The organism is Streptomyces sp. NPDC056486 (genome assembly GCF_042795295.1).
Lineage (GTDB): Bacteria > Actinomycetota > Actinomycetes > Streptomycetales > Streptomycetaceae > Streptomyces.
This window is the reverse complement of record NZ_JBHTSF010000062.1, coordinates 28,211-51,791: the sequence shown is the minus strand read 5'-3', so window position 1 is coordinate 51,791 and position 23,581 is coordinate 28,211. Positions and strand designations below refer to the sequence as shown.

The following is a 23,581-nucleotide window of genomic DNA, read 5'->3' as shown; positions in this document are numbered from 1 at the left end:
ATGGCCTCATCGCGCCGGGGCCGGGGTGTTCCTGCTCCACGTCCGTGGCCTTCCAGTGCAGGGGGAGCACGAACCACTCGGCTGGGTCGGCCTCGGTCTCGTAGAAGATCATGAGTAGCTCCATCGGAACGTTGTCATCACGGCGTCGAACACATCGACCAGGATGTCTGAGAGCTCGCCGTCCGGGTGCCCGTCCCCGACCGTGCTGAAGGTGACGGTCAGCCACTGGGGTGCGGGGGCGCCGGGGACCGGGATCACGTACTCCACCCTCCGCGAGGCGTAGTCGAACTCCGCGTCCTTCGGCGGTGCCACGACCCTGTCGATACGGCTGCCCTCGGTCCCGTGGGTGCGCGCGGTGTGGGTGTTGTCCTGGTGCTCCGCATCGATGGGGGGCGGGAATGACGGCCGAAGCGGTGAGCGGCGAGGTCGGGGCGCTTGCGCGGGTCGGGTTCGTGGCGGGGGCCGTGTCTACGTACGTGGTGGCCTGGTGGTGCACCCGCTACTGGTACGCCGCCTTCAGCCGGGGCCGCCGCGCCGAACCGCTGCCGGAGCCCAACCCCTGGCCGTGGGCGCTGCCGTACGGGGTGTTCATCGTGGTGCTCGTCGTCGCCGGGGTGCGTCAGCCGGCCGGGGGCGAGGACGGGGCCTGGTTCACACTCGGCTTCGGGGCGCTGGTGGGGCTGCCGGTGGTCATGGGTGTGGTGATGGGCCTGTGGGCGTTGGCGCGATCACCGGGGCGAGGTCGTACCCGGAGCGGTCGGATGGCACCCGCGCCGAGCGAGCCGCCGCGTCCGCGTCCGCGCCGCGACTGGGGTCCGATCGGCTGATCGCTGCCGCTTGCCGCTAGCCGCTGGCGCGCTCCTAGGCCCGTCCCTGCCCCCGCGAAAAGTCCCCCCGCTCCACCCGAGCCGCAAGCCCGTCGCCGTCTGCGCCCTCCGCGCCCTCCGCGTCCCGGAGCAGCGACCCGTACCCCGTGGCCGCCCACACGCTCTGCTCGGCCGGTACTTCGAAGTACGGCACCCTGCGGCCCTCGGGGTCCTCGTCCGTGAGCACCTCCGGCGCCCGGCGGGCGCGGACCGCCGCCCGGCACTCCTCGCATGCCGCGACGCGCAGCTGATCGCGCCGCCCCAGAGGACGCCACCGGATGCGGACGTCGGCGCGGCCGTGCAGGGGGTTGAAGAAGCAGAGGGGGAGCGGCGGGGGCGTGCCCTTCTCCAGTGCGCCCTGTGTGCTCTGTGTGCCCTGTGCGTCCAGTGCGTCCCTGCCTTCCGCCACCAGGGCCAGTACGCCCGCCAGGTCCGGCAGGCCGCGCGCGGAGTCGAGGACCTTGCCCGCGGCGGCGTACGCGTCAAGTGCACGCTGGAGCTGGGGAGTTGCGGTGGCCGTGGACCGAGCCGCCGCCTCGCCGAGTGCGACGACCTCCGCCTCCGCCTGGCGGCGCAGTGCCGCCTCGTCCGCGGCGTGCGCCGCCGCGAACACCGCCTGGGGGAAGGCGAAGGGCGATCCCGTGGCGCTCGGGTACCGGCTCGACCGGCTGCCGCGCCCCCGACGGCGTACGAAGAAGAAGAGTCCCGCGGCGGCAAGGGCGAGCGCGATGGCGACGGTGACGGTGACCGGCAGCAGCCAGGAAGGGCCGCCCTCCTTGTCCGAGGCCTTGGAGCCGGGCAGGCTCCCGCTGCCTGCATCGTTACCGGCGGCGCTGCCGTCCCGCAGATCGGCCGTGGCCTTCTCGTACGCCTTCGTGCCGTCGCCCCGCGCGATCAGCTCGATCGCCTTGGCCGTCTGCTCGGCGAGCCCCGCGTCCTTCAGCTCGTCCAGGTGGCCGACCGTGGCCACCGCGTCCCGGGCCTGATGCTTCTCGCCCGGCCACTCGAAACCGTTCAGATCGCCGGTCCACTTGTCGCCGCCGGTGACGAGGATGAGGTCGTGCTGGTCGAGGCGGTCGCTCACGACCTCCGCGAAGACGTCGGACTCGCCGTCGTACGCGTCGCCCTGGACCAGCGGCACCAGGGCGACCTTGATCGGCAGGCCGGTCTTCTCGATCTGCCGCGCGAGCTGCTTCTGGCGGGCTGGGGGTACGGAGTCCTCGTACGAGGCGGCGACGTACACCGGTGACTTGCGCAGGGCGTCGGCGATCTTCTGGCCGGGGCTGGGGGCGGGAGCGTCCGGGGCCCGCGCCGTGGAGGGCGAGGCCCCGGCCAGCAGGGCGGCGAGGGTGGTGGTGGCGACGGCTGCCGCCGCGGCGAGACGCTTCAGGTCACTGAACACCGGCGTACTCCCGTACCTGGCGGATGAGTTGAGGGACACCGTTGGCTACGGCGGGCAGCGGGCCCGACGCCTCCTCGTACGGCACGCGCTCGCCGCGGCCCGCCCCCGGCAGTGTGAGCCGGAGTGTGTAGGCCAGGCGCGGCTGCACGGTGACCAGGACGCGGCACTGCGCGCACACCGGGATGGTGCGAAGGCGCTGATCGTCCGCCGCGTACTGAGCGTCGCGCCACCCCGTCGCCGGGCCGTGCAGCGGGTTGAGCGCGCAGCACGGCTTGTCGGCACCGACGAGCGCGCTCCGTCCGACCCGCGCGAGGACGATCGCGGCGGCGAGATCGGCGGGCGTCGTGTCGTCGTCGACGTGGCCGTCGGGGTCGCGGTCGGCGAGGAGCGTGGCGGCGTCGAGGCAGTCCCAGACGCGGGTGCGGACGGCGGAGCTGAGTGCGGCATCCGGGTCGAACTCGGTGGCCAGCGCCTGGAGTTCGTCGCGGGCGGTGCGTCGCAGATAGTCGCGGGAAGGATCCGGGGGAGCCTCGAAGGAGGCGGTGGCCGATGCCGTCGACGGCGTACGAGGCCGCCGCAGCCCCGGCACCGCGAGACGCAGGATGCCGAGCACCGCGGCGACGATCCCGAAGAGCAGCCCGGCCGCGACCGCGCCGACCATGAGACCCGGCCAGAAGTCGCCGGAGAAGAGCGGGGAGAGGGCGTTCTCCTCGACGGGCTCGGGTTTGTCGTCCATGCGGATCGAGGAGGTCTCCGCGTGCTTGGTGCGCGGCGCTTTGTCGAGGAACGTCATCAGGTCGCCGAGCCGCTCGCCGAGCTGGTGGTCGGTGGAGCGGTCGTCGTCATCGCCGTAGCGGATGGAGTCGGGGAGGTCGAAGGCGATGCGATTGGCGTCGATGCGTACGTCATAGGTGACGACGTCGATGGATCCGGTGAGGGGATCAGCGACGACGTAGACGCCGCGATCGCCCTTCGCGTCGATCTTCTGCCGCACGGCCTCCACGAAGATCTCGGGCTCGCCGCCGGACTCGTCCTCGGAGAGCTGCGGGACGAGGGCGACGTGGACGGGGCCCTGGTCGAACTCCTTGATCCGGTCCACGAGTTCGCGGCGCTGCTCGGAGTCGAGCGGGTGCGGACTCTCGGGGTCGCTGTAGAGGGGGCCGCTCTCGCGCAGTCCGTCGGCGACGCGCTCGACGCGGCTCGACAGGTCGGAGGCGGTGGGCGGTGGCGTGGCATCGGCCGTGTCCTGGCCGAAGAGGAGGGCGGCACCGAGTGCGATCGCCCCGGCGACGAGAACGGCCAGGCCGGCCTCGACGCGACGGGCGGTGAGGCGGCGCGGGGCCGCTTCTTCCTTGGTGCTGGTGGACCCCGTCACGCGAGTGCTGCTGGAACCCGTCACGCGCCGACGCCACCACCGACGTACGTACGGACTGAGACCGATGATCAGCAGCGGTACGCCGGTGAGGGCGATCCCGGTGACGAAGGACTGGTTGTCGCGGTCGACGGGATCGATGTGCATCTTGTCGACGTCTTCGCCGGTGTCGCCGCCGTACTTCTTGCGGGCGGCGTCCGCGCGCTCGGCGGCCTTCCCGGGGCCCTGGGCGATGACGTCGGCGAATCGCTCGAAACTGAGCAAGGGCCCGGCGTCGTAAGGCAGTTCATAGAGCGTCACGGTGAACGCGTCGGCGGCCGGCGCCCGCACCCCGAAGGCGGCGGCTTCGGAGACGCCCGTCTCGTCGACGAGCACATAGAGCCCGTCCCGCCCGAGCCGATCATGCACGGCCCCGAGCAGCCGGTCGCCGTCGCTCGTCTGGGTGGGGAGCACGAGGACGTAGGTGGGCACGCCGGTGCGCTTGGCGAGCTTCGCGAAGTCGGGGGCGGCGGAGCGGGGGATGTCGCGGGGGAGCTGGTCCGTCACGTATACGGGGTCGGCGCGCAGGAGGGCGGCCAGGGCGGCGGCTTGGGTGGGGGCCTCGGTGGGGGCGGCCTTGTCGTCCTGCGTGGCCTTGGACACTTGGGTGGAGGTGCCTGCCCGGGCGGGTGTCGCGGAGGCAAGGGTCGCGCCGACGGCGAGCAGGAGAAGAGAGCAAAGGGTGGCAAGGAACGCGAGGCGACGCCACCCGTAGGGGCTCACGCGCGGTATGCCACGGGGGCTCATGCGCGGCAGGCCGAAGAGGCTCACGCGCGGTATGCCACCGGCGGCAGCTGCCCCCTCGTGGACCGCCCTGTTCCCCGTCACACTCGCCCGTCCCACCCCGTAACTCATTGGGCGCACTTTACTGTCGCGACGGAGGCGTTTCCATGGGGGAAGTGGCGGTGGCAGTGGCGGTAGCGGTGCTGTTGCGGGGCGGCGTGAGGGAGCTGGCCATCCGCGGGTCCTTGATCTCCCCGCCGTCCGGCCCCATGACCATGTCGCGCAAACCTTCGCAGAGGCCGTGGGACGGGCTGACTCTGTCCGACGACCGGATCGCGATGAGGAAGTCCCCGTCGGGGCGCCGGGTGACGAGCGGCGTACCGGCGGCCGAATGTGCGGCGGCGAAGGTCATGACCGTCATCCGCTGAGCGGTGGTCAAGGACCCAAGGCCGACGATTTCTCGGAGCTCACCGAGGTGATCCACGAACTCGTCACGCCACCTGCTGGTCAGCCTGCACCACGAACCGTCCGTGAAGACGACCTTGACGTCGCCCCCGGCCGCCGCGTTGAAGTCACGGGGCTCCACACGGTCGACGGCGGAGCGCGGCGCCTCCCACAGGACGTCGTCCCAGATGGTCTCGCTGTCGTCCAGCAGCCCGACGATGACGAGGCGCCGATCGGTGATGATCGCGTGGGTGCGGTCGGTGTCGGGGCGGCGCGCGGGGTCGAGCTGCCAGGGCAGGGTCCGCGCGAGGGTGCCGGGCGCGGCCCACAGCACGGGGAAGTCCTCGACCTCGTCCTCGGGGTCGGCGGATCTGCCGAGCGTGCTGACGTTGCCGACCCCGGTGCCGCCGAGGGCGCCGACGACAGCGATGAGGGTGACCAGGAGCCCGGCCTTGAGGCCTCTGCGGGCGAGTCGCGACGCCTGGGAGCGGGCGGTATAGGCGGGCCCTTCTGGCCATCCCACCAACTCGCCCTGGATGTCCCGCCGTTCGTCGTCACGGAACCAGCGCATTCCGGAGACGGGGGTGGCCGCGCCTGTCGCGAAGGCGACGGGGATGCGGGCGAGGAGGGTCTCGCCGGGCTCCGGGTGCCAGGCCTGGGCCGGGGCGGAATCCGGGGCCGCCATCAGCGGACGGTTCCGGCGGGCGCGACGACCGGGGTTTCCCGGACGTGCGGACTGCTTTCCCCGGCGCTTCCGTCCTCCGCCGAATCCGGCTCCGACTCCGACTCCGGATCCGAGAAGCTGACCGTCTGGAGGATCGCCATGATCATGTCGCAGAACTCGCCCCAATACTCCATGGATGCCGTGTCGAGCGTGAAGACAGCCATGTAGGGGCCGGTGGGAAAGGGGATGTGGACCTGTATCTGGCCGGTGATGAGCTTGGGTTGCTCATCGTCCGCGGACGCGGACGTCGGCTCCAGATCGAGGGCGAGTTGGCGCAGGGTGACACAGGAGACCGCGGGTCCGCACGGCAGGTCGAGCCAGCGCGCGTCGTTGAGCGGATCGCTCGCGAGCGTCGCCAGGATGCCCTGGGCCGCGACATCAGGATCCCTGTGATCGGTTTCGAGGAAGGCAGCCGTCAGCGAGCAGTGGGCGACTCCGGGGCCGTCGAGGCCGAAGATGCCGAGTGCGGAGAAGGCCAGGCCGGCTGTGGCCATTGCTGCCGTGACCTGCTCGTAGTACGGGGCCGCGGATTCCCAGAGGGTGCTGTCGCCGCCGGGATAGAGATCGCGGACGAAGCCGGCCGCAGCCGCGGCACGTTCCTCCGCCGACGCGTCCACCGGCAGGGCGTGAATCCCCTCCGGCACGACGAAAGTCATCGGTGGGACGGTGCGGGCCAAGCGCTCACCGATCAGCCGGTCAAGATCGCTCATCGGTCTTCGTCCTCCGCGTTCATCCGGTCCACGAGCTTGGCGGCGTCGCCGGTCTTCCAGCGCGTCCAGGAGCCGTCAGCGAACCGGATCCTGACGTCGGCGTTGCCTTCGCAGAAGGTCATCCGCTCGGCGGCCGCCACGCTCTGCCTGGGCAGGTCCCACAGCTCCTGAGCCGGTGCCAGACCGGCCGCAGGCTCGACGCCGAGTACGACGAGGCGGCGATCGGTCAGCACGATCTCTGTCCGGTACCCCTTGGGACGCCGCGCGGGGTCCAGTTGCCAGGGCAGGGTTCGTGCCGCGGTGTCCGGTGCGGCCCATACGACAGGGAAGTCTTCGACCTCGTTCTCCGGTTCCTGCGGCTTCCCCGCGCTCTGTGGATCACCGAAGGGGGCACCGCTCGGGCCGCCCGCGTTCGCGACCATGTTGAGCAGGCGGGGGATGCCGAGCAGGGCCACGTCCAAGGCGCGTACGCCCGCCCTGTCGGCCTTCCCCCGTACGGCGAAGGCGGGGCCCGACGGCCACCCGAAGGCAACCAGTTCGCCTTCGATGTCCTGCCTTTCGGTATCCCGGAAAGAACGCAGTCCCGCGACCTTCGGGGCACACCCAGTGGCGAAGGAGGCGTTGACGCGCATGAGCAGCGTCTCGCCCTGGGGCGGATACCAGTCCACAGCCCTCAAGTCCTCTCAGCTTGCGGCCGCTCCCGTGTGGCGCGGCTGCCTTGTGTGCCGCCGCTCAGTGCGCCGCCGCGGATTCCTGGAGACGGTCACCGGGGCTGGTCATCTCTCCGATGTGGTTCGGGATGGACCAGGCCTTGGGCGCGATCTTGATCGCGGCATCGATCCCGCGCCCCAAATTGCTCATGGAGTCGATGTTCTTCAGGCCGGGGATACCGCGGGTGCCGATCCACTGTCCGTTGCGGACGGTCTGCTCGGCGACCAGACTCATACGGTTCATGAGTCCGCCCTCGGTCGAGATGAAGCCCCCGGCCTTGAGGCCACCCAGGCCGATCTTCTTGGTCCTGAAGATTACGGTCGCGGCGCCGGCGACGTTGTCGCCCACGCCGATGATGTTGTGGCTGATGGTCGATACGGCCTTGAAGCCCTTCCCGAGCTGCGCCGCACGAGCTGCGGCGACCCCGCCGTCCGCCACCTTGACGCCCTTCGAGAAGGCGCCGATGCCCGGCAGCGATCCCAGGGCATCGAACCCGATGGACATCCAGCTCACGTCGGCGCCCGCGGCCTTGGCCACGAGATGCGTCACCAGGGCGAGCCCGCTCGTGACGACTGCGGCGGTGGCGAAGATCGCGCCGATCGGCTCGAAGGGGGCGGTGATGATCGCGAGCATTCCGAGAACACCGCTCAGATCACTCAGCAGGTCGCCGATCAGCTTGATCATGTCGGCGTGGTCCTTGATCCACTGACCCGTGGCGTCCCACGCGTCAGCGACCCCCTTGGTGAGCTTGTCCCAGAAGCCGGGCTCGTCCGGGGCGATGTCTCCCGCCTTGTCGAGCTCCTTGCTGATGCTTCCGGCGGCCCGCTTGTAGCGTTCCTCCAGCTCATAGACCTGCTGGGCGACCCCGTCGACGTCTCCCGACGCCTTGGCGGATTCCTCGCTCTCGGGCTTCGCGTCCTCCCGGGCCTCCAGCTTCCGCCCGGCCGACTTCTCAAGACGGTCGGCCTCGTCCTGGAAGTCCTGCAGCTCACCGGCCCACTTGTGCAGCGCACGGGAGGCCTTGTCGAAGGACTCGTGGCTCTTGCGTACGAGGGGCGTGACGTCCTGCCCGATGTACTCGGTGAAGGCGAGGGCGGTCTTGCCCTTCCAGGCCCCGCACTCGATACGGTCCAAGTCCCTTACAGCGTTGCCGAGTTCCGTCGCGAGTCCACCCAGCTTCTTCGCGAGCTCGCGGGTGTCCGTCACGTCCCCGGGGGTGGGGTCCCAGCCGATGTGCGGGAAGGCAGGTCGACGCCCCACGTCACTTGCCCTTCTTCTTCGAGTCCGCCTTCGCCGACTTGAGCGACTCGGCCAGCTCCTGGTCCAGCTCGCTGAACTTGTCGCCGATCTTGTCGATCATCTTGACGGCCCCGTGCGTGTGCTTGCCGAGCTGCTTGACGCCGTAGCCCCACTCGTCGGCGAACTCGTGTACGTCCTCCACGAGCTTGCCCGCGCCGACGACCGAGCCGTCGGTGCCGCGGAGAGTGCGGCGGGCGGCATCCATGCGGTCACTGACCGTGGAGAACGTCTTCCGCAGACTTTCGAAGATCGTGTCGTCGAGGCGTAGATCGCTCACGTGGTGTCCCCCGGGTCCCTCTGGGCGGTCGGTGTACCGGAGCCCGGCGGCTGTCCACACACGAGTCCCGTTTGACGAGGGTATCGCCAAGTGGTTCAACGCTATTCGTTGGGCCATCGACTTGCTAGAGCGAACTCGGGGCGGGAGCAGGCGATAGGGAGCCGAATGTGGAGGGGAGGTGAAGGCGAGGTTTCGCCCTGGCAGGCCAGGCCTGGACGGCCACCTGGACTCCTTTCCATTCTCTTTGCCTCCCTCTTTGCTTCCATTTACTTTCTGATTTGCGCGGCAGTCGTTTCCCATAGCCGCGTCCTGCCGCGCTGGACAACCGCCGGGGCATCCGCATGAATAGCCGCGCGGCAGCCGCAGGGGTGGGCGCAAGGGCGGAGAGATGGACGGACGCATGGACGGACGCATGGACATCCGAGCAGCAGTGAACGGCTTCAAGAACGTGACCCCGCTCCCTGGGGGCCTGCCCGACGCCTGGCGCTGGTCACCCGTACGCACCCTGAACTTCGCCGGCGCCCTGTCCGCCGACGGACGCCGCCTGCTGCAGTTGAGCGGCCGTGAGTGGTTCGACGAGGAACTGGCCCTCGCCACCCTGGAGTTCGCACGGGAACGGGAGTCGGAGATCTTTGCCCGCAACCCCCACCTCGGCACGGCGGGCGGCTTCACCCCGCCGCGGACGGCCGGGGGCGAGCAACGCTCCTTCGATGTGGTCGTCGGAATAGCCCCCGAGACGCACGGTTTCTACCGCGTGGAGAACCCCGACCTGACGCCGCACGTCCGCCTCGTGTTCCCGGCGTACGCCCATGAGTTCTCCGGTACGGAAACACTCGACGAGGCGATCACCCGCTACCGCATGCTGCGGCTGCACGAGTTCGACCGCCGGAACCCGCTCCCGTACCTCAAGATGCGTTACGCCAACACCCGCACGCAGGGGCGGAGCACCAACAGGGGGCGGGGCTTCACCAAGGAGCCGATCCTCGAGCAGGAACTCCGCCTGCTGAAGGACGCCCCCGGCAGTTTCGTGGAGTTCGAGAACCGCCACGGGAAGGTGTGGCGGGTCGAGTGGCACGACGGCCCGTGGCTCATCGCGGAGTGGGGAACGGCGGAGGCGGGCAAGGAAACAGGCCCTCCGCAGGATCCCGACGCGGTCGCACCACGCGAGATCGAGCTGGAGGACCTGCTTGCCTTCGCCAGGGCGCGGCTGCGCGACCGTAAGCCAACCGGCACCCTGTGATCACCGGTTGACGGACTGAACCTCCTCGACGGTGACCGGCTGATCGTTCCCGTACTCGCCGTCAGGGAGATCGCCGTTCGTGCCGCCGGTGCCGGTCCAGGAGATGTCCCAGGTGGCGGTGGCCTGAAGATTGAACGTTCCGTCACCGGAGGAACGCTGGTAGGTGACGCCGCAGGTCGGCGTCTCCTTGGACTTGCCCTTGGCGTACGGCTCACCGATGGAACCGTCGTCGTTGAGCTCGCACTTGCCGGACGCGGGGATGCGCACGGCGTCCTCGGTGCCCGGCTTGATGCTGAGCGCGGTGGGCTTCGCGGTCGTGGTGGCCTCGATGTGCAGGCCGGGTACGTCGAGTGAGGCGGTGACGGACACGGGCTTGAAGTCACCCTTGTCGAGCCAGGCCCAGGTGGGGCATGTTCACCTTGGAGGGGCCGTCGGGGGCGAGGCTCACCTTGGTGCCGGGGACTTGGATCTGGTTGTAGGCGAGCTCCGCGAGGATCTCGGGGCTGATGGCGTTCGGGACGTCCGGTGTCTCGCCGTTGTCGACCCAGAAGGGGGGATCGCTGCACTTCGCCTGTTCGGCGACTGTGGCATCGGGGCTGAACTGGGCGCCCCACCACATCCCGTCCTTCTCCTTGTCGATGTTGTAGTTGTCCTTGCGGTAGCCCTGGTTCTCGTCCGACATCTCATTCAGGGCGTCACGCGGGGCGTCGGGGTCGTGCCTGGCCCCGTAGTACAGCCGATCGCGGTACTCCCCGAACTCGCTGGCCTTCCACTCCGGCGCGTACCAGCACGGAGGCGGAGTCCAGTTGGGGTCGACCGAGGTGACGGGACCGCTGCCCGGAGAGCCGCCGGAACGCGTGTAGGTGATCTTGGCTTGGGCGCCGACCGTGCGGTCCGGTCCCTTGGAACCCTGGCTGTCGATCGCGACCGGGTCCGCCGCCATCGCGGGAGTACCCGCCAGCAGGAGCAGCGAGCCGCAGACGGCCGACACTATGAGTGGCTTACGCATTCCTGTCCCCGTTATCCCCGTTATCCTCAATATCCCTGTTATCCCATGCATTGCCGGGATTCGCCCTCCACCTTGATGAGGTCGGCCCGCCACAGTCCCTTGGTCTTCTTCGAGGCGGTCATCGAGATCTGCCAGGAGGAGTAGTCCTTGATGCTCGGCTTGGTGCGGAGCACCTTCTCGCTCTTGACTTCCTTACCGAAGAGCTTGTTGTCGTTGGTGCAGAAGGTGACGGCGACGGTCTTCTTCTTCGTGACGGTCTGCACCTTCACATCGGTGTACCGGCGCTCGCCCGTGACGGTGTAGCCGGCGTCGATGTGATCCTTGATCTGCTTCTTCGCGTACGACTGCGCCGGGCTGCCGATCTCCGAGTAGAACTTGTACGCGGCATCTCCCGCGTCCTGCTTGACGATTCCGTATTCGATGGCCCGCGCAAAACTCTGCGCGTCGTTCCATGCCGCCACCTGGTCCGCGTCCGACAGATTGACCTTGTCGAAGGCGAGACTCACATCGGACGGAAACTTCATCTCGGGCCGATCGATCTTCGCTTCCGCACTCGCATCAGGGCCCGGCGACGCACTCTTCTTCGCGCCGCCCTCATCAGCCCCGGCGATCTTGTCCTTGCCCGAGTCCTTGTCGTCCCCACCACCCCCGCACCCGGTCAGGAGCAGAGCAGTGGCAGCCGTCAGCGAGACGACGGCGACGGGCAGGGTGCGACTGCGGTTCACGTGTGACTCCCGGTGGGGCGACAGTTCTTCAAGCCATCTGAAGGTACTGAATTGGTCAATGCCTTCGCCAGGTTTCACTTTGCCGAGTAGTGAATGTCTCGTGAGGCGAATGCCCGTACAAAACTGCCCAGTACGGTCGCAGAACGGACGAATGGCCCGCCCCCGATACCGGAATGGAATGCTCCGTCAGATGAAGAACGTGAAGTGCGACCGGGCGCCTACTGGCACTCCTTGGCCTTGTCCTTGACCGCGACGTCGTGCGCGACCCACAGCCCTTCGGTGCTCTTCGAGGGAACCATGTCGACCGTCCAGAGCCAGTAGTTCTGGAGGCCCGGCTCGAAGGAGAAGGTCTTCCCGCTCTGGAGATCCTTGCCCTTGATCTTGCTGTCGTCGGAGCAGAAGGTGACGACAAGGCCGCCCTTCTTGCCCTTGCCGGGCTGAACCTTGGCATCGCTGTGCCGCCGCTCACCGCTGAGGCTCAGATCGCCGGAGGCGTGCTTGTCGATCTGGTACTTCGCGTACTTCGCCGCCGGACTCTTCGGCTCCGAGTAAAACTTGTACGCAGCGTCTTCAGGGTCCTGCTTGATGATTCCGTGCACAGTGGACCGCGCGTAATTCTCGGCGTCGTTCAGCGCCGCGGCCTGGTCGGGATCGGAGAGCTTGGTCTTCTCGAAGAGAAGTTTCATGTCCTTCGGGAACTTCATGACGGGCCGGTCGATCTCGGGCGCAGCCTCGTTCGCCTGCTCTCCAGGAGCTTCCTGCTTCTTCGCGGCCTTGCTCTTGTCTCCGGAACCGCCGTCGTCGTCACCCCCGCACCCGGTCAGGATCAGAGCAGCGGCCGCCGTCAGCGAGACGGCGGCGAGGGGCAGGGCACGGCTGCGGTTCACGAGTGACTCCCGGTGGGGGCGAGGGGCATCAAGTGATCTGATCGTAGGCTGGCAAGCCAGAGCCAACGAAGGGGACGGGGACGATCATGGCCCGCTACACGGAAGCGCAGACGATCGCGCGCGGCGGATTCAGCATCAAGGTGCCGGAGACCTGGTGGGAGTTCGACGTCCGCCCGGAGTCGCGCGACGCCAGCATCCGGCAGATGATCAACGACCGCGTACGCGAACGCCCCGAGCTCGAGCCGCACCGGAACACCTTCGAGGGCTTCCTGCGCAAGGCGTCCAAGGAAGCGTGGCAGTCCGGCGCCCTGTACTGCGGCTGCATGGCGGAGAGCTTCGGCGGCGATGTGCCGATAACCGGCTCGGTCACGGTTTCCCTGGTCGGCGCGCGCACATCGAACGGCGACGTGATGCCGACCGACCCGGCTGCGATCGTGGCCCAGCTCGGCGTACGGGAGGCCAAGCGCGAGGGCGACACGTACCGCAAGGTGACGACGGTCGACATCCCGGGCGTGGGGATGGCGGCCCGCACGTTCGGCATCGAGGACGTCTCGGTCCCCGGCGACGACCGCACGATGCGCGTCGTACTGATGCAGACGTTCATTCCGGTGCCGGGCCAGGAGGGCAAGGTCGCACTGGTGGCGGGAAGCAGTCAGGTACTGGACCTGGCGGAGTCGTTCTTCGACATCTTCGACGCGGTGACCTCGACGTTCCGCTTCGCGGAGTAGACGGTGCCGAGGTACTGACGCCTTGGGCGCCATACCGCCCTGCCGCCTTCCCGTACTCCGCACGCAGCTAGTAACTTCGCATGTGCGTACGGGTACTTGTGGGGCGGAAGCGGCGGGGGTTGCGGTATGGCGGGGAATCGTCCGGCGGATTGGCATGTCCTTGACTTGGACAAGGACCCAACGCCTGGTGATCCGGACCGGGTCCGCAACCTGGCCAAGAACCTGCACGACTTCGCCGACGACGTCTCGAAGGTCCTCCGCGACATCAAGGGGATGGCGGGCGAGGACGCGATCCTCACCTGGGCAGGCAAGACGGCGGAGTCGTTCACGGCGGAGTTCGAGGACGCGCCGGGCAAGCTGAAGAAGCTCAAGAAGAGCTACGAGATGGCCGGCGACGCGCTGTCCACGTACTGGCCGGAGCTGGAGCGCGCCCAGGCCCTGGCGGACAAGGCCTTGGTCAAGGGCCGCGAGGCGCAGGGCGACTTGAGCAGCGCCCAGACCCGCCTCACCTCAGCGGACTCCTGGGTGGACAAGGCAGGCAAGGAAGCCGACAAGTACAAAGACGACGACGGCGGATCCAAGAGCAAGGACGTGCCCAAGCCGGACCCGGACAAGGTCAAGGCCGCCACCCGCAACGCCACCTCCGCCGAGAAAGCCCAGACCACCGCGAAGTCCGACGTGTCCGCCGCGAAGAGCAACCTCGACGCGGCGAAGAAGATGGCCGAGGACGCCCGCAAGATGCGCGAGGACGCCGCGGGCACCGCCAAGAAGAAGCTGGAAGATGCCTCCGACGCGGGCATCCAGAACCGTAAGTGGTGGGAGGAGGTCGGCGACTGGGTCACCGACAACTGGGACACCATCGTCGCCGTCTGCAAGGTCGTCGTCGCCGTCCTGGGCATCATCGCAATGATCATCGGTGGTCCGATCCTGGGCGCAATCGTCCTGATCGCCGCCCTGGTCGTCCTGGCCGACACCCTCAACAAATACGCCAACGGGGAAGCAGGCCTCCTCGACGTCGCCTTCGCCGCCCTGGACTGCATCCCCGGCATGAAGGGCCTCACCAGCCTCCGCGGCCTCGCCAAGGGCATGAAGGGCCTCAAGGCCGGGTTGAAGGGGCTGAAGTCCGCCCGCGGTGTCCTCGCTAAGGGCGCGAAGGGGGGCTTCAACCGCCTCAAGAGCAAGATCAAGGGTTGCGGAGACCCCGTTGACGTGGCAACAGGGCAGATGTTCCTCGCCCAGACCGACGTCACGTTGCCTGGAACTCTCACCCTTTCCTTCACGCGCAGAGCTGCCTCCGACTACCGCACCGGACACTGGTTCGGCCCGAGCTGGACGTCGACCATCGATCAGCGTATCGAGGTTGATGACGAGGGCATTGTCTTCGTCACCGAAGACGGCATGCTGCTCGCCTATCCGCATCCCGAGGCACCAGAGACCCCGGTACTGCCCGAGACCGGGCCACGTTGGCCTCTGTCCCGACTGGACAATGGTGGGTACCGGATCGATGATCCCGTCGCCGGACGCAGCCGTCATTTCGCCCCGCCCGACGATGGCATGGCTGTCGTGGATCACATCTCGGACCGCAATCGCAACACGATCCACTTCGAGTACGACGCTGATGGAGCTCCGCTCTCGATCAGGCATTCCTCCGGCTATCACCTCCGGCTGACCGTGCGGGACGAGCGTGTGCGGTCGCTGAGCCTGGCGAACGCAGCCGCGGACGGTTCGGACGTCGAGATCAAGCAGTACGGCTACACCGACGGAAGCCTCACCTCGGTCGTCAACTCCTCCGGGCTACCGCTGCAGTTCACGTACGACGAGCATCTGCGCATCACCGCCTGGCAGGACACCAACCGCCGCTCCTACACCTATACCTATGACGAGGAGGATCGCTGCGTCAGCCAGCGCGGTGACGACGGCTACGTCACCGGCTCATTCGCCTATGACGTCACGGACCCGGCGTGGCCGGACTGCCGGGTCACCACGCACACCACGGCCGAGGGTGCCACCACGCGCTTCGTCGTCAATGACAACTGCCAAGTCGTGGCGGAGACGAGCCCGTTGGGCCACACAGCGGTCACCGGGTACGACGAACACCACCACGTCACGTCCTGGACGGACGCTCTGGGTCACGCCACCCACTATGCGAACAACGCCTTCGGCCAGCTCGTCGAGATGACTCGTCCGGACGGCGCTGTCAGTCGCTACACATACAACGACCTTCACCTGCCCACAGCGCTCGAACTGCCAGACGGTTCCGCATGGCGGCAGACGTACAACGAGCATGGCAACTGCACGTCCGTCACCGATCCTTCCGGGCACATCACCCGCAGCGCCTTCAACGCGCGGGGGCATCTCGCCTCCTTGACCGACGCGCTGGGGCACACCACCGCGGTGCGCTGCGACGCTGCGGGCATGCCCGTCGAAGCCTCCGATCCGTTGGGGGCGACCACCGCGTGGGAGCGCAGTGCCTTCGGGCACCCTGTCGAGGTCACGGACGCGGGGGGAGGTACCACCAGGCTCGAGTGGACGATTGAGGGGCAGCTATCCCGCCGTACAACCCCCGATGGCGCAACCGAGACGTGGACCTACGACGGCGAAGGCAACCGGACCAGCCACACGGACCAGCTGGGGCAGACCACACGTTTCGAGTACACCCACTTCGACCTGCTCGCGGCCCGCACGACACCGGACGGCGCCCGGAATCAGTTCACCTACGATCCGTCGTTGCGACTCACACAGGTCGCCAACACCGATGGTCTGACCTGGACTTACCGGTACGACGCTGCCGGCAGGCGCGAGTCCGAGACCGACTTCGACGGCCGGACACTGACGTACGCCCATGATTCGGCCGGTCGCCTGATATCGCGCACGAACGGCGCTGGTGAGACCGTCACATTCGAGCGTGACGTGCTGGGGCAGACCGTCCGCAAGGATGCCGCCGGCAAGGTCACCACCTTCACGTACGACCTTCTCGGACACCTCACGCGTGCGGTAGGCCCGGACTCCGAACTCGACCTGCAACGCGACTCCTTCGGGCTGGTCGGATCCGAGACGGTCGACGGTCGCTCCATGTTCCACCAGTACGACGCCGTGGGCCGCCGCACCACACGCACCACTCCCTCCGGTGCGCTGAGCGCTTGGACGTACGACCCCTCGGGGCGCCCCACCCAGCTCAATGCTTCAGGTCGGACCATCGACTTCACACGTGATCAGAGGGGGCAGGAGCTCTTCCGCCAGATCGGCGAGCACGTATCCCTGGCGCACACCTTCGATGACCTGGGGCGTCTCACCACCCAGTCGGTGGTCACGGCGGACGGCCGATCGGTGCAGGCCCGTTCCTACATGTATCGGGCGGACCGGCTCCTGGCCGGTGTCGACGACCAGCTTTCCGGGGCCCGGAACTTCGACCTGGACGCGGCGGGCAGAGTCACCTCTGTCCACGGCGAATCCGTCCACGGCGAACAGTGGAGCGAGCAGTACGCCTACGACGAAGCGGGAAATCTGTCCGAGGCCAGCTGGCCGGACCAGCACCCTGGACAAGAAGCGACCGGGACCCGTGCGTACAGCGGCACCCGCATCAGGCACGCAGGAGGCGTCCGCTACGAATACGACGCACAAGGTCGCACCATCCTGCGCCAGAAGACCCGCCTGTCCCGCAAGCCCGACACCTGGCGCTACACATGGGACGCCGAGGACCACCTCACGTCGGTCGTCACCCCGGACGGCACCCTGTGGCGCTACAGGTACGACCCCCTGGGCCGTCGATCCGCCAAACAGCGCCTCGCGCCGGACGGCGAGACCATCGCCGAGGAGACGGTCTTCACCTGGGATGGCAGCACCCTCTGCGAGCAGACCACCAGCACGTCCGGGCTACCGAATCCCATCACGCTGACCTGGGACCACCAGGGCCTGCAGCCCGTCTCCCAGACGGAGCGCATCACCGCGGCTGCGGACGCTCCTCAGGAGGAGATCGACAGCCGGTTCTTCGCCATCGTCACCGACCTCGTCGGTGCCCCCACGGAACTCATCGACGAGCACGGGGAAATCGCCTGGCGGAGCCGCACCACGCTCTGGGGGATCACTGCGTGGCCGGCGAACAGTGGGGCGTACACACCGCTTCGTTTTCCGGGGCAGTATTTCGACCCGGAGACCGGCCTCCACTACAACCACTACCGGCACTACGACCCCGAGACGGCCCGCTACCTCACCCCTGATCCCCTGGGCCTCGGGCCGGCCCCGAACCCGGTCGCCTATGTGGCCAACCCCCTCATCTGGGCTGACCCGTTCGGGCTCGCGCCCTGCGATGTCGCGCTGGGGTACCGGCACGGTGGAACCAAGAAGTTCGCGGAGGACAGAGGTCTGACGCATTACATGGATCTCGGTCCCGACGAATGGAGAGGGCCCGTCTTTGACGCGATCAAGGACGGCTCGGTCAAACTACACGTGAATATGAAGGAATTTCCTGCCGATGGCTTCGTCGGCATGGCCAAGAGGGGGCTCGGGGGCGATGGGCCCAGTTTCCATGCGACAGAAGAAGAGATGGGGATGATCGCCAGGTCGGTCAAGCACGGGAAGCGCACCTGGGATTCGGTCAAGTTCTACGACAAGGAAGGGAAATTGCTCGACGATGTGCCGGAGCCCGACTGGGCGAACATGGGAAGGGTGCGGCCCTTTATCGAGGACCTAGACTGAGCAGCATGACTGAAGATCTCTACCCGGACCTGGTCGAACTCGGCGGCCTTCAAGGGGCGCTGACGCGTACGTCCCAGCAGAACGGCGTCGACCTGGGCGTAATTGACGGAGCTACCTCGGCTTCCTCCGAGGACCCGAACAGTGCGAAGCTGATGTCCGACAGAGGGACCATCATGATTTACCTCGGGGCGGAGGAGCGCCGCTTTTACATCAGTATCGCGGAAGTTCAGCATTCGTGGGCGGAGGGCGTCACCGACGACTTGCTTGCGGTAGTAGGAGTGGCGAACTCATGGCGGACCGGCGCGACGCTGAGAGAATTGAATTCCCGTTTTCCGTTCATGGAATACAGTGAACTAGCGCAGGCTTACGAGGATGGTGACCCTGTCGCGATCCAATGGGGCACGCTGCTGCACGATGACGCGTTCGCGGATTATCGGTCGTTGACGCAAGAGGTGTACGCCGATGAGCGGCTGCGCGCTCTGTTCCCCTTCTACAGCATGGGGATGCTTCGCCTCTCCGCGGACCACACAAGCCGACAGGCCTCGGAGATCAAGATCTCGCCACTGAGCGGCGGTGGCTACCGCGTCGAGTCCACCACCTCGGACGGGCAGACACACGTGGAGCACATGGGCCAGGTCGTGGAGGCGGCGGTCTCTCTCCTGGACGGTCTGTAGGAGCGGTCTCGAAGCCGCCTTGAAGCGGCCTCGAAGTAGGTGCGTGCCAGGGCCCGGCGGGAGAGCCTCGTCCTGGTCTAAGGATCCAGGCCCTCGGTTCTCCCGCCTGCATGACCCGTCAGGCAGCCGGATCAGCGGCGGTTCAACCCCCGCTTCACCTTCTTCCCCGCCGCCGACTCATCCAGCGTCTTCCACAGCTTCGACGAGCTCAGCGACGTATACACGCCGGGAGCTCCCTGTGCCCCGCAGCCATCCCCGTACGAGACGACGCCTATCTGGATGGGTGCCCTGCGGCCGGGGACGTTGCGGAAGATGGGGCCGCCGCTGTCGCCCTGGCAGGAGTCCTTCGTCTCAACCCCCGCACAGAAGTTGATCTTTGCGTTGTACTCCCCGTAACTCGTCCCGCATTCCGCGTGCGAGAGGATCGGGACCTTTACCTGGCGCAGGCGGTCCGGGGTGTTCGGGAGCTCCGTGTCCGTGTTTCCCCAGCCCGCGACCGTGGCCTTCTGGCCGGGGCGGATCAGGGCGTCCGTGCCCTGAGTGGGAAGGGCGATCGGGGAGATGCCCTTTACCGGCTTGCTGAGTTGGATGAACGCCACGTCGTACGCCTCTTGGCCCTTGAGGTAGCGGGGGTGTACGACCACTCCGCCCTTGGCCACGTTGCGTATCCGGCCCTGGCCCGAGGCGGAGAGGACCGTGCGGCCGACCGCCACCTGGAGTTTCCTCGGCTTCAAGGGCTTGCCCGCGTCGTCCACCAGGCAGTGTGCCGCCGTCATCACGGTGTCCCCGGTGACGAGGCTGCCGCCGCAGAACTGCCGGGCAAGCGGGCTGCCTGAGCCCTTGTCCATCACGGCCGCCATGAACGGGTAGGCGTCGTTGGATACTTCGGTGCCGCCGATGATCGCGTGCGCGGCCGGGGTGCTTGCGGCCAGCATGGCGAGTGCCGCCGTTGCTACTCCGGCTGCCGCCATGGTTGTGCGTGATGACGCCGGCGAGGGAAAGGAAAGTCTCATGGGGGTTGAATTTCTCTTCCGTACTGAATTGAGCAGGGCAGGGATTGATCGGATGGTGAGACGGGAGAGCGCGGGTGGGGGTTCATCGGATGCGGTGGGATGTCGAGAGAGAGACGCCACTGAGCGGGGCATGGATCGACCGCTGGGTTTCCCGTGTGCGGGAGCGGCTGGACGTCTATCTCGGGGAGTTCGAGTCGCGGTTCGGGTATCCGCCCGACTCCAACTGCCTGCAAGAGGTGAGGGAAGGGGGCTCCGCCGCTGAATGCGACGACATCGCTTCGGTCTCCTGCGACCTCGCGCTTCTCTATCGCCACCTGCACCGACTCAGCCTGCCGGACGTTGGCGTCGGGCTCTTCGTGCACTCCGAGCAGCAGACCGTGGCGGGGCTTCGCGGGGAGTTGCCCACGCGGGTCACGCGGGTCACGGGGGGCGCGGGGGGTGTCGAGGACTCCGTCGTTGTCTTCGGGTCCGACGGGGGCGGGGCGCTCTTCGCCCTCAGCCGGAGCGACAGCCGGAGCGACGGGGCAACCGTGTATCGCCTGCCGCCAGGCCGAGTTGACGGCCAGACCTACCACTGTGCGTCAGCCGTCGAAGTCCTGGCCGCGGGGGTGCAGGGATTCCTCACCTACGTCGAAGACGAGCTGCAGCGGAACTGACGTCCAGCGGAACTGACGTCCAGCGGAACTGACGTCCAGCGGAACTGACGTCCAGTGGAGCCGACGTATATGGCCGAAGTCCGCCCAACCGGGAACCACTCCCGCCCCTCCCCGCGTCATCCGTGCGGCTGATGGATCAGCCGTTCATCGGCCAACGATCAGTGGGTGTTCCTCATCACCGCACCCGGCGGAGCCCGTTGCGCAAACGCTGAATATTCGCATGCGCACATCCATATCTCCTCCCGTTCTGCGGAAATGCGTGGGAACCATGGAGTACGGATTGCGCGTGGATAACGATGAGGAGTGCGGGCTGCGGCAGCCTTAACGCGCCTTGAGGGGCTTATGTGCTGCTGATACGGTGCGATGACTTGACACTGTGCCTGGGGCTGAATAGCCCGCCCGAGGCGGGCGAAGAGAGTCGCGAGTGTCTGAAAATGACCGAATCTTCTTGGGCGTGCGGGGAGCAGTTGCGTGAAGATCCAAGAGCGTACGGGGGCGGGCAACAGCCGTTCCGCCGCGCCGGTTCAGCCAGCGGTCGGTGAGCGCCTTCCCGCGCCGCCTCGCGAGCGCAAACCGGCACTCGCCGCCCTGGCCGTTCTGCTCATCCTTGTCGGTGCCCTCGGCGCCACCGTCCTCGTGCTGCGCGCGGGAGAGCGTGTGGAGGTCGTGAAGGTGACGGCGGAGATCTCGGCGGGCGAGGCGGTGAGTGACGACAACATCACCTCCGTCATGGTCGCCGACGACGCGAGCATCAACTACGTGAAGTGGTCGCAGGTCGGGCAGCTGAGGAAGCTGAAGGCCACCAGCACCATCCCCAAGGGTGCCATCGCCGTCGGCGAGATGTTCTCCGGCAAGGGCGGGCTGCCCGCCGGCAAGTCCGCCGTCGGTGTCTCCCTCAAGGAGGGGCAGTACCCCGCGAGCGGCCTGAAGGCCGGCGACACCGTGGACGTCTACCAGGTCGGTGACTCCGCATCCTCCGGATCCAGCGACAAGGAGACCGGCGGCTCCGCCGGATCGAGCGCGGGTGACTCGCCCATCGTCGCGGCCGCCCGCGTCAGCTCCATCGCCGACAAGAGCGACTCCACCGTGAGCACCGGCGCCCTCGGCGTCACGCTCCAGGTGGACACCGCCGACGCGGCCGCCGTCGCCAGGGCAGCGTCCGCCGGCGCCGTCGCTCTCGTCCAAGTGTCTCCCAACAGCAACTAGAGGCGAGTAGAAGAGACATGGCGCTCATTGCTCTCGCTGCTGACAAGGGGTCTCCCGGAGTCACCACCGCCGCCGTCGCGCTCGCAGCCGTCTGGCCGCGGCGCGTGCTGGTCGCGGAGACCGACCCCGCAGGCGGCGACCTGGTCTACCGCAGTGCCGCCGCGCACGGCGGACCGCTCAACCCCAACACCGGGATGCTCAGCATCGCGGCCACCGCACGTCGAGGCCTCGTGCCCGATCAACTCTGGGACCACACACAGCCGTTGGCCGGTGGGCTCGAAGTCCTCGTGGGCCTTGGTGTGGCCGAACAGGCCGCCGGGCTCGCGGGGCTCTGGCCGACCCTCGGTCGGGCCTTCTCGCAGCTCGCCGACTCCCCGCACGCGCCCGCGGACGTCATTGCTGATTGTGGTCGCATCAGTGGGGACACCCCTGCCGTCGAGCTCTTCCCGCAGGCGGCCCTCGTGCTGCTCGTCTCGCGGACCGAGCCCGAGGCCATCGCGCGCGTACGCGACCGTGCCGCCGCCCTCGCCACCAAGCTGCACGGCGGATCGCGTGGGGCGGCGTCGCTCGCGACCCCGCTCATCGGCGTACTCCTGATCGCCGACCCCTCGACGTCCGCCAAGCTCGTCCACCAGGTCAACGACATGCTGGTGGCGGCGCAGACCGGCGCCCGCGTCGTCGGCACGCTCGCCGAGGACCCGGCCGGTGCCGAGCAGTTGGCGGGCCGTAAGCGCGGCCGTCTCGACAAGTCGATGCTCATCCGCTCGGCCCGCAAGGTGACCGTCGACCTGTACCAGCAGTACGGCGCCGCCTGGGCCAACCCGAACGCGGGCACGCACGGAGCGGGCGCGCACGGGGCAGGCCGATGAGCGTTCCCGTCGATCACCAGCTCGTCAAGCGGTTCCGGCAGGACGCCGGTGACCGCATCGCCGAGCAGCGCCGCCTGGACCAGGTCTCCGGCGTCACCCCCATGTCGGGCGAGGACGAGCGGCAGTACGCCCGCGCCGTCATCGCCCAGATACTGGAGGAGTACGCCCGGATAGAGATCAACGCCGGGCGCACCCCGCTGGACGCGGACACCGAGGAGAAGTACGCGGCTGCCGTGCACGCCGCGCTCTTCGGCGTCGGACGGCTCCAGCCGCTGCTCGACGACCCCGAGGTCGAGAACATCGACATCAACGGGTACGACCAGGTCTTCGTCGGATACGCCGACGGGCGCGAGGCCAAAGGTGACCCGGTCGCCGAGACGGACGAAGAGCTCGTCGAGCTCATCCAGATCCTCGGTGCCTACTCCGGTCTCTCCTCGCGCCCCTTCGACTCCGCCAACCCGCAGCTCGACCTCCGGCTCCCCGACGGCTCGCGTCTGTCGGCCGTCATGGACGTCACGCGGCGTCCCGCGCTCTCCATCCGACGTGCCCGCATGGGCAAGGTCTTCATGTCGGACCTGGTGGGCAACGGCACGGTGACACCCGAGGTCGCGCACTTCATGGCGTGCGCGGTGCGGGCCCGCAAGAACATCATGATCGCGGGCGCGACGAACGCGGGAAAGACCACGCTGCTGAGGGCGCTCGCGAACGAGATCCCGCCGCACGAGCGTCTTGTCACCGTCGAGCGAGCCCTGGAGCTCGGCCTCGACCAGTACGCCGATCTGCACCCGAACGTCGTCGCCTTCGAGGAGCGCCTGCCCAACTCCGAGGGCCAGGGCACCATTTCGATGGCGGAGCTCGTACGCCGTTCGCTCCGTATGAACCCGTCGAGGGTCATCGTCGGTGAGGTGCTCGGCGACGAGATCGTGACCATGCTGAACGCGATGTCGCAGGGCAACGACGGCTCGCTCTCCACGATCCACGCCAACAGCTCGAGTGAGGTCTTCAACCGCATCTCGACGTATGCCCTCCAGGCCACCGAGCGGCTGCCCATCGAGGCGAGCCAGATGCTGGTGGCCGGAGCCGTCAACTTCGTCGTCTTCATCCAGCGGCGCAACAACTACCAGACCGGCGGCAAGCTCCAGCGCATGGTGACCTCGGTCCGCGAGGTCAACGGCGTCGACGGGCGCGTCCTGTCCAGTGAGGTCTTCGCGGAGGCCTCGAACGGGCAGATCGTCGCGCACGCGCCGATCGCCTGCATGGACGACCTGGCCGTGTTCGGCTACCGCCCCGCCGGGCAATGGGGGTGAGCACG

22 protein-coding genes are annotated in these 23,581 nt (G+C 67.9%); 9 read left to right on the top strand and 13 right to left on the bottom strand.

What is annotated here, in order from left to right; all coding sequences use genetic code 11:
* Positions 1 to 108 precede the first annotated feature (108 nt).
* Positions 109 to 312 carry a hypothetical protein gene (locus ACFQ7F_RS23945; protein WP_383273629.1) on the bottom strand — a complete coding sequence of 68 codons (204 nt, stop codon included), beginning with the start codon at positions 310 to 312 and terminating at the stop codon, positions 109 to 111.
* A gap of 86 nt (positions 313 to 398) precedes the next feature.
* Here ACFQ7F_RS23945 and ACFQ7F_RS23940 point away from each other — a divergent pair, with 86 nt between their 5' ends.
* Positions 399 to 827 (top strand): hypothetical protein, encoded by a 429-nt coding sequence (locus tag ACFQ7F_RS23940; protein WP_383273627.1) that lies wholly within the window; start codon positions 399 to 401, stop codon positions 825 to 827.
* Between the two features lie 34 nt (positions 828 to 861).
* On the opposite strand, the gene ACFQ7F_RS23935 is transcribed toward ACFQ7F_RS23940, so the two are convergent.
* The 7 genes from ACFQ7F_RS23935 to ACFQ7F_RS23905 form a co-directional block, all read right to left on the bottom strand.
* Positions 862 to 2,268, bottom strand: coding sequence for a hypothetical protein (locus ACFQ7F_RS23935; RefSeq protein WP_383273626.1), 1,407 nt, complete (start codon positions 2,266 to 2,268; stop codon positions 862 to 864).
* Complete coding sequence (locus tag ACFQ7F_RS23930; protein WP_383273624.1) at positions 2,258 to 4,402, bottom strand: hypothetical protein; 2,145 nt, start codon at positions 4,400 to 4,402, stop codon at positions 2,258 to 2,260. Before ACFQ7F_RS23930 ends, ACFQ7F_RS23935 begins: the two co-directional genes overlap by 11 nt.
* Positions 4,403 to 4,544: 142 nt before the next feature.
* A complete protein-coding gene (locus ACFQ7F_RS23925; RefSeq protein WP_383273622.1) occupies positions 4,545 to 5,531 on the bottom strand; it encodes a hypothetical protein in 987 nt (328 codons plus the stop codon).
* A complete protein-coding gene (locus ACFQ7F_RS23920; RefSeq protein ID WP_383273620.1) occupies positions 5,531 to 6,280 on the bottom strand; it encodes a hypothetical protein in 750 nt (249 codons plus the stop codon). Before ACFQ7F_RS23920 ends, ACFQ7F_RS23925 begins: the two co-directional genes overlap by 1 nt.
* On the bottom strand, positions 6,277 to 6,948 hold the full coding sequence (locus tag ACFQ7F_RS23915) for a hypothetical protein (RefSeq protein WP_383273618.1): 672 nt from the start codon (positions 6,946 to 6,948) through the stop codon (positions 6,277 to 6,279). The genes ACFQ7F_RS23920 and ACFQ7F_RS23915 overlap by 4 nt, the downstream gene beginning before the upstream one ends.
* Before the next feature lie 64 nt (positions 6,949 to 7,012).
* Positions 7,013 to 8,251, bottom strand: coding sequence for an enoyl-CoA hydratase/isomerase family protein (locus ACFQ7F_RS23910; RefSeq protein WP_383273616.1), 1,239 nt, complete (start codon positions 8,249 to 8,251; stop codon positions 7,013 to 7,015).
* A gap of 1 nt (position 8,252) precedes the next feature.
* Positions 8,253 to 8,567: a hypothetical protein gene (locus ACFQ7F_RS23905; protein ID WP_383273614.1), complete on the bottom strand. Its 315-nt coding sequence runs from the start codon at positions 8,565 to 8,567 to the stop codon at positions 8,253 to 8,255.
* A 400-nt stretch (positions 8,568 to 8,967) separates the two neighbouring features.
* On the opposite strand from ACFQ7F_RS23905, the gene ACFQ7F_RS23900 reads away from it, so the two are divergent.
* The gene (locus ACFQ7F_RS23900) at positions 8,968 to 9,807 is read left to right on the top strand and encodes a hypothetical protein (RefSeq protein ID WP_383273612.1); all 840 of its coding nucleotides are present in this window, start codon (positions 8,968 to 8,970) and stop codon (positions 9,805 to 9,807) included.
* On the opposite strand, the gene ACFQ7F_RS23895 is transcribed toward ACFQ7F_RS23900, so the two are convergent.
* The 4 genes from ACFQ7F_RS23895 to ACFQ7F_RS23880 all read right to left on the bottom strand — a co-directional run bounded on the left by ACFQ7F_RS23895 (position 9,808) and on the right by ACFQ7F_RS23880 (position 12,428).
* Positions 9,808 to 10,176, bottom strand: coding sequence for a hypothetical protein (locus ACFQ7F_RS23895; protein ID WP_383273610.1), 369 nt, complete (start codon positions 10,174 to 10,176; stop codon positions 9,808 to 9,810).
* Positions 10,177 to 10,186: 10 nt separating this feature from the next.
* Positions 10,187 to 10,816 carry a hypothetical protein gene (locus tag ACFQ7F_RS23890; protein WP_383273608.1) on the bottom strand — a complete coding sequence of 210 codons (630 nt, stop codon included), beginning with the start codon at positions 10,814 to 10,816 and terminating at the stop codon, positions 10,187 to 10,189.
* A gap of 38 nt (positions 10,817 to 10,854) precedes the next feature.
* Positions 10,855 to 11,541 (bottom strand): hypothetical protein, encoded by a 687-nt coding sequence (locus ACFQ7F_RS23885; RefSeq protein WP_383273606.1) that lies wholly within the window; start codon positions 11,539 to 11,541, stop codon positions 10,855 to 10,857.
* A gap of 218 nt (positions 11,542 to 11,759) precedes the next feature.
* Positions 11,760 to 12,428, bottom strand: a complete 669-nt coding sequence (locus tag ACFQ7F_RS23880; protein ID WP_383273604.1) for a hypothetical protein — start codon at positions 12,426 to 12,428, stop codon at positions 11,760 to 11,762.
* A gap of 86 nt (positions 12,429 to 12,514) precedes the next feature.
* On the opposite strand from ACFQ7F_RS23880, the gene ACFQ7F_RS23875 reads away from it, so the two are divergent.
* The 3 genes from ACFQ7F_RS23875 to ACFQ7F_RS23865 all read left to right on the top strand — a co-directional run bounded on the left by ACFQ7F_RS23875 (position 12,515) and on the right by ACFQ7F_RS23865 (position 18,525).
* A complete protein-coding gene (locus ACFQ7F_RS23875) occupies positions 12,515 to 13,156 on the top strand; it encodes a hypothetical protein (protein ID WP_383273602.1) in 642 nt (213 codons plus the stop codon).
* 126 nt (positions 13,157 to 13,282) lie between these two features.
* Entirely contained in the window at positions 13,283 to 17,851 is a 4,569-nt protein-coding gene (locus ACFQ7F_RS23870; protein ID WP_383273600.1) for a DUF6531 domain-containing protein, read from the top strand.
* 5 nt (positions 17,852 to 17,856) lie between these two features.
* Positions 17,857 to 18,525, top strand: coding sequence for a DUF6193 family natural product biosynthesis protein (locus tag ACFQ7F_RS23865; RefSeq protein ID WP_383273598.1), 669 nt, complete (start codon positions 17,857 to 17,859; stop codon positions 18,523 to 18,525).
* Positions 18,526 to 18,656: 131 nt separating this feature from the next.
* On the opposite strand, the gene ACFQ7F_RS23860 is transcribed toward ACFQ7F_RS23865, so the two are convergent.
* A complete protein-coding gene (locus tag ACFQ7F_RS23860) occupies positions 18,657 to 19,496 on the bottom strand; it encodes a S1 family peptidase (protein WP_383273596.1) in 840 nt (279 codons plus the stop codon).
* Between the two features lie 197 nt (positions 19,497 to 19,693).
* Here ACFQ7F_RS23860 and ACFQ7F_RS23855 point away from each other — a divergent pair, with 197 nt between their 5' ends.
* From ACFQ7F_RS23855 to ACFQ7F_RS23840, 4 genes are all read left to right on the top strand, one after another.
* Positions 19,694 to 20,194 (top strand): hypothetical protein, encoded by a 501-nt coding sequence (locus ACFQ7F_RS23855; protein WP_383273595.1) that lies wholly within the window; start codon positions 19,694 to 19,696, stop codon positions 20,192 to 20,194.
* 471 nt (positions 20,195 to 20,665) lie between these two features.
* Entirely contained in the window at positions 20,666 to 21,400 is a 735-nt protein-coding gene (locus ACFQ7F_RS23850; protein ID WP_383273593.1) for an RcpC/CpaB family pilus assembly protein, read from the top strand.
* Positions 21,401 to 21,417: 17 nt separating this feature from the next.
* Positions 21,418 to 22,269 (top strand): hypothetical protein, encoded by an 852-nt coding sequence (locus tag ACFQ7F_RS23845; RefSeq protein WP_383273591.1) that lies wholly within the window; start codon positions 21,418 to 21,420, stop codon positions 22,267 to 22,269.
* The gene (locus tag ACFQ7F_RS23840) at positions 22,266 to 23,576 is read left to right on the top strand and encodes a CpaF family protein (RefSeq protein ID WP_383273589.1); all 1,311 of its coding nucleotides are present in this window, start codon (positions 22,266 to 22,268) and stop codon (positions 23,574 to 23,576) included. Before ACFQ7F_RS23845 ends, ACFQ7F_RS23840 begins: the two co-directional genes overlap by 4 nt.
* Positions 23,577 to 23,581: the final 5 nt, after the last annotated feature.

What these genes read in the sequence shown, in the direction of transcription:
- ACFQ7F_RS23870 (WP_383273600.1), top strand. Translation starts at nt 13,283, where the DNA reads ATGGCGGGGAATCGTCCGGCGGATTGGCATGTCCTTGACTTGGACAAG.
- ACFQ7F_RS23890 (WP_383273608.1), bottom strand. Translation starts at nt 10,816, where the DNA reads ATGCGTAAGCCACTCATAGTGTCGGCCGTCTGCGGCTCGCTGCTCCTG.
- ACFQ7F_RS23860 (WP_383273596.1), bottom strand. Translation starts at nt 19,496, where the DNA reads ATGGCGGCAGCCGGAGTAGCAACGGCGGCACTCGCCATGCTGGCCGCA.
- ACFQ7F_RS23845 (WP_383273591.1), top strand. Translation starts at nt 21,418, where the DNA reads ATGGCGCTCATTGCTCTCGCTGCTGACAAGGGGTCTCCCGGAGTCACC.
- ACFQ7F_RS23865 (WP_383273598.1), top strand. Translation starts at nt 17,857, where the DNA reads ATGACTGAAGATCTCTACCCGGACCTGGTCGAACTCGGCGGCCTTCAA.
- ACFQ7F_RS23875 (WP_383273602.1), top strand. Translation starts at nt 12,515, where the DNA reads ATGGCCCGCTACACGGAAGCGCAGACGATCGCGCGCGGCGGATTCAGC.
- ACFQ7F_RS23900 (WP_383273612.1), top strand. Translation starts at nt 8,968, where the DNA reads ATGGACGGACGCATGGACATCCGAGCAGCAGTGAACGGCTTCAAGAAC.
- ACFQ7F_RS23940 (WP_383273627.1), top strand. Translation starts at nt 399, where the DNA reads ATGACGGCCGAAGCGGTGAGCGGCGAGGTCGGGGCGCTTGCGCGGGTC.
- ACFQ7F_RS23925 (WP_383273622.1), bottom strand. Translation starts at nt 5,531, where the DNA reads ATGGCGGCCCCGGATTCCGCCCCGGCCCAGGCCTGGCACCCGGAGCCC.
- ACFQ7F_RS23840 (WP_383273589.1), top strand. Translation starts at nt 22,266, where the DNA reads ATGAGCGTTCCCGTCGATCACCAGCTCGTCAAGCGGTTCCGGCAGGAC.
- ACFQ7F_RS23920 (WP_383273620.1), bottom strand. Translation starts at nt 6,280, where the DNA reads ATGAGCGATCTTGACCGGCTGATCGGTGAGCGCTTGGCCCGCACCGTC.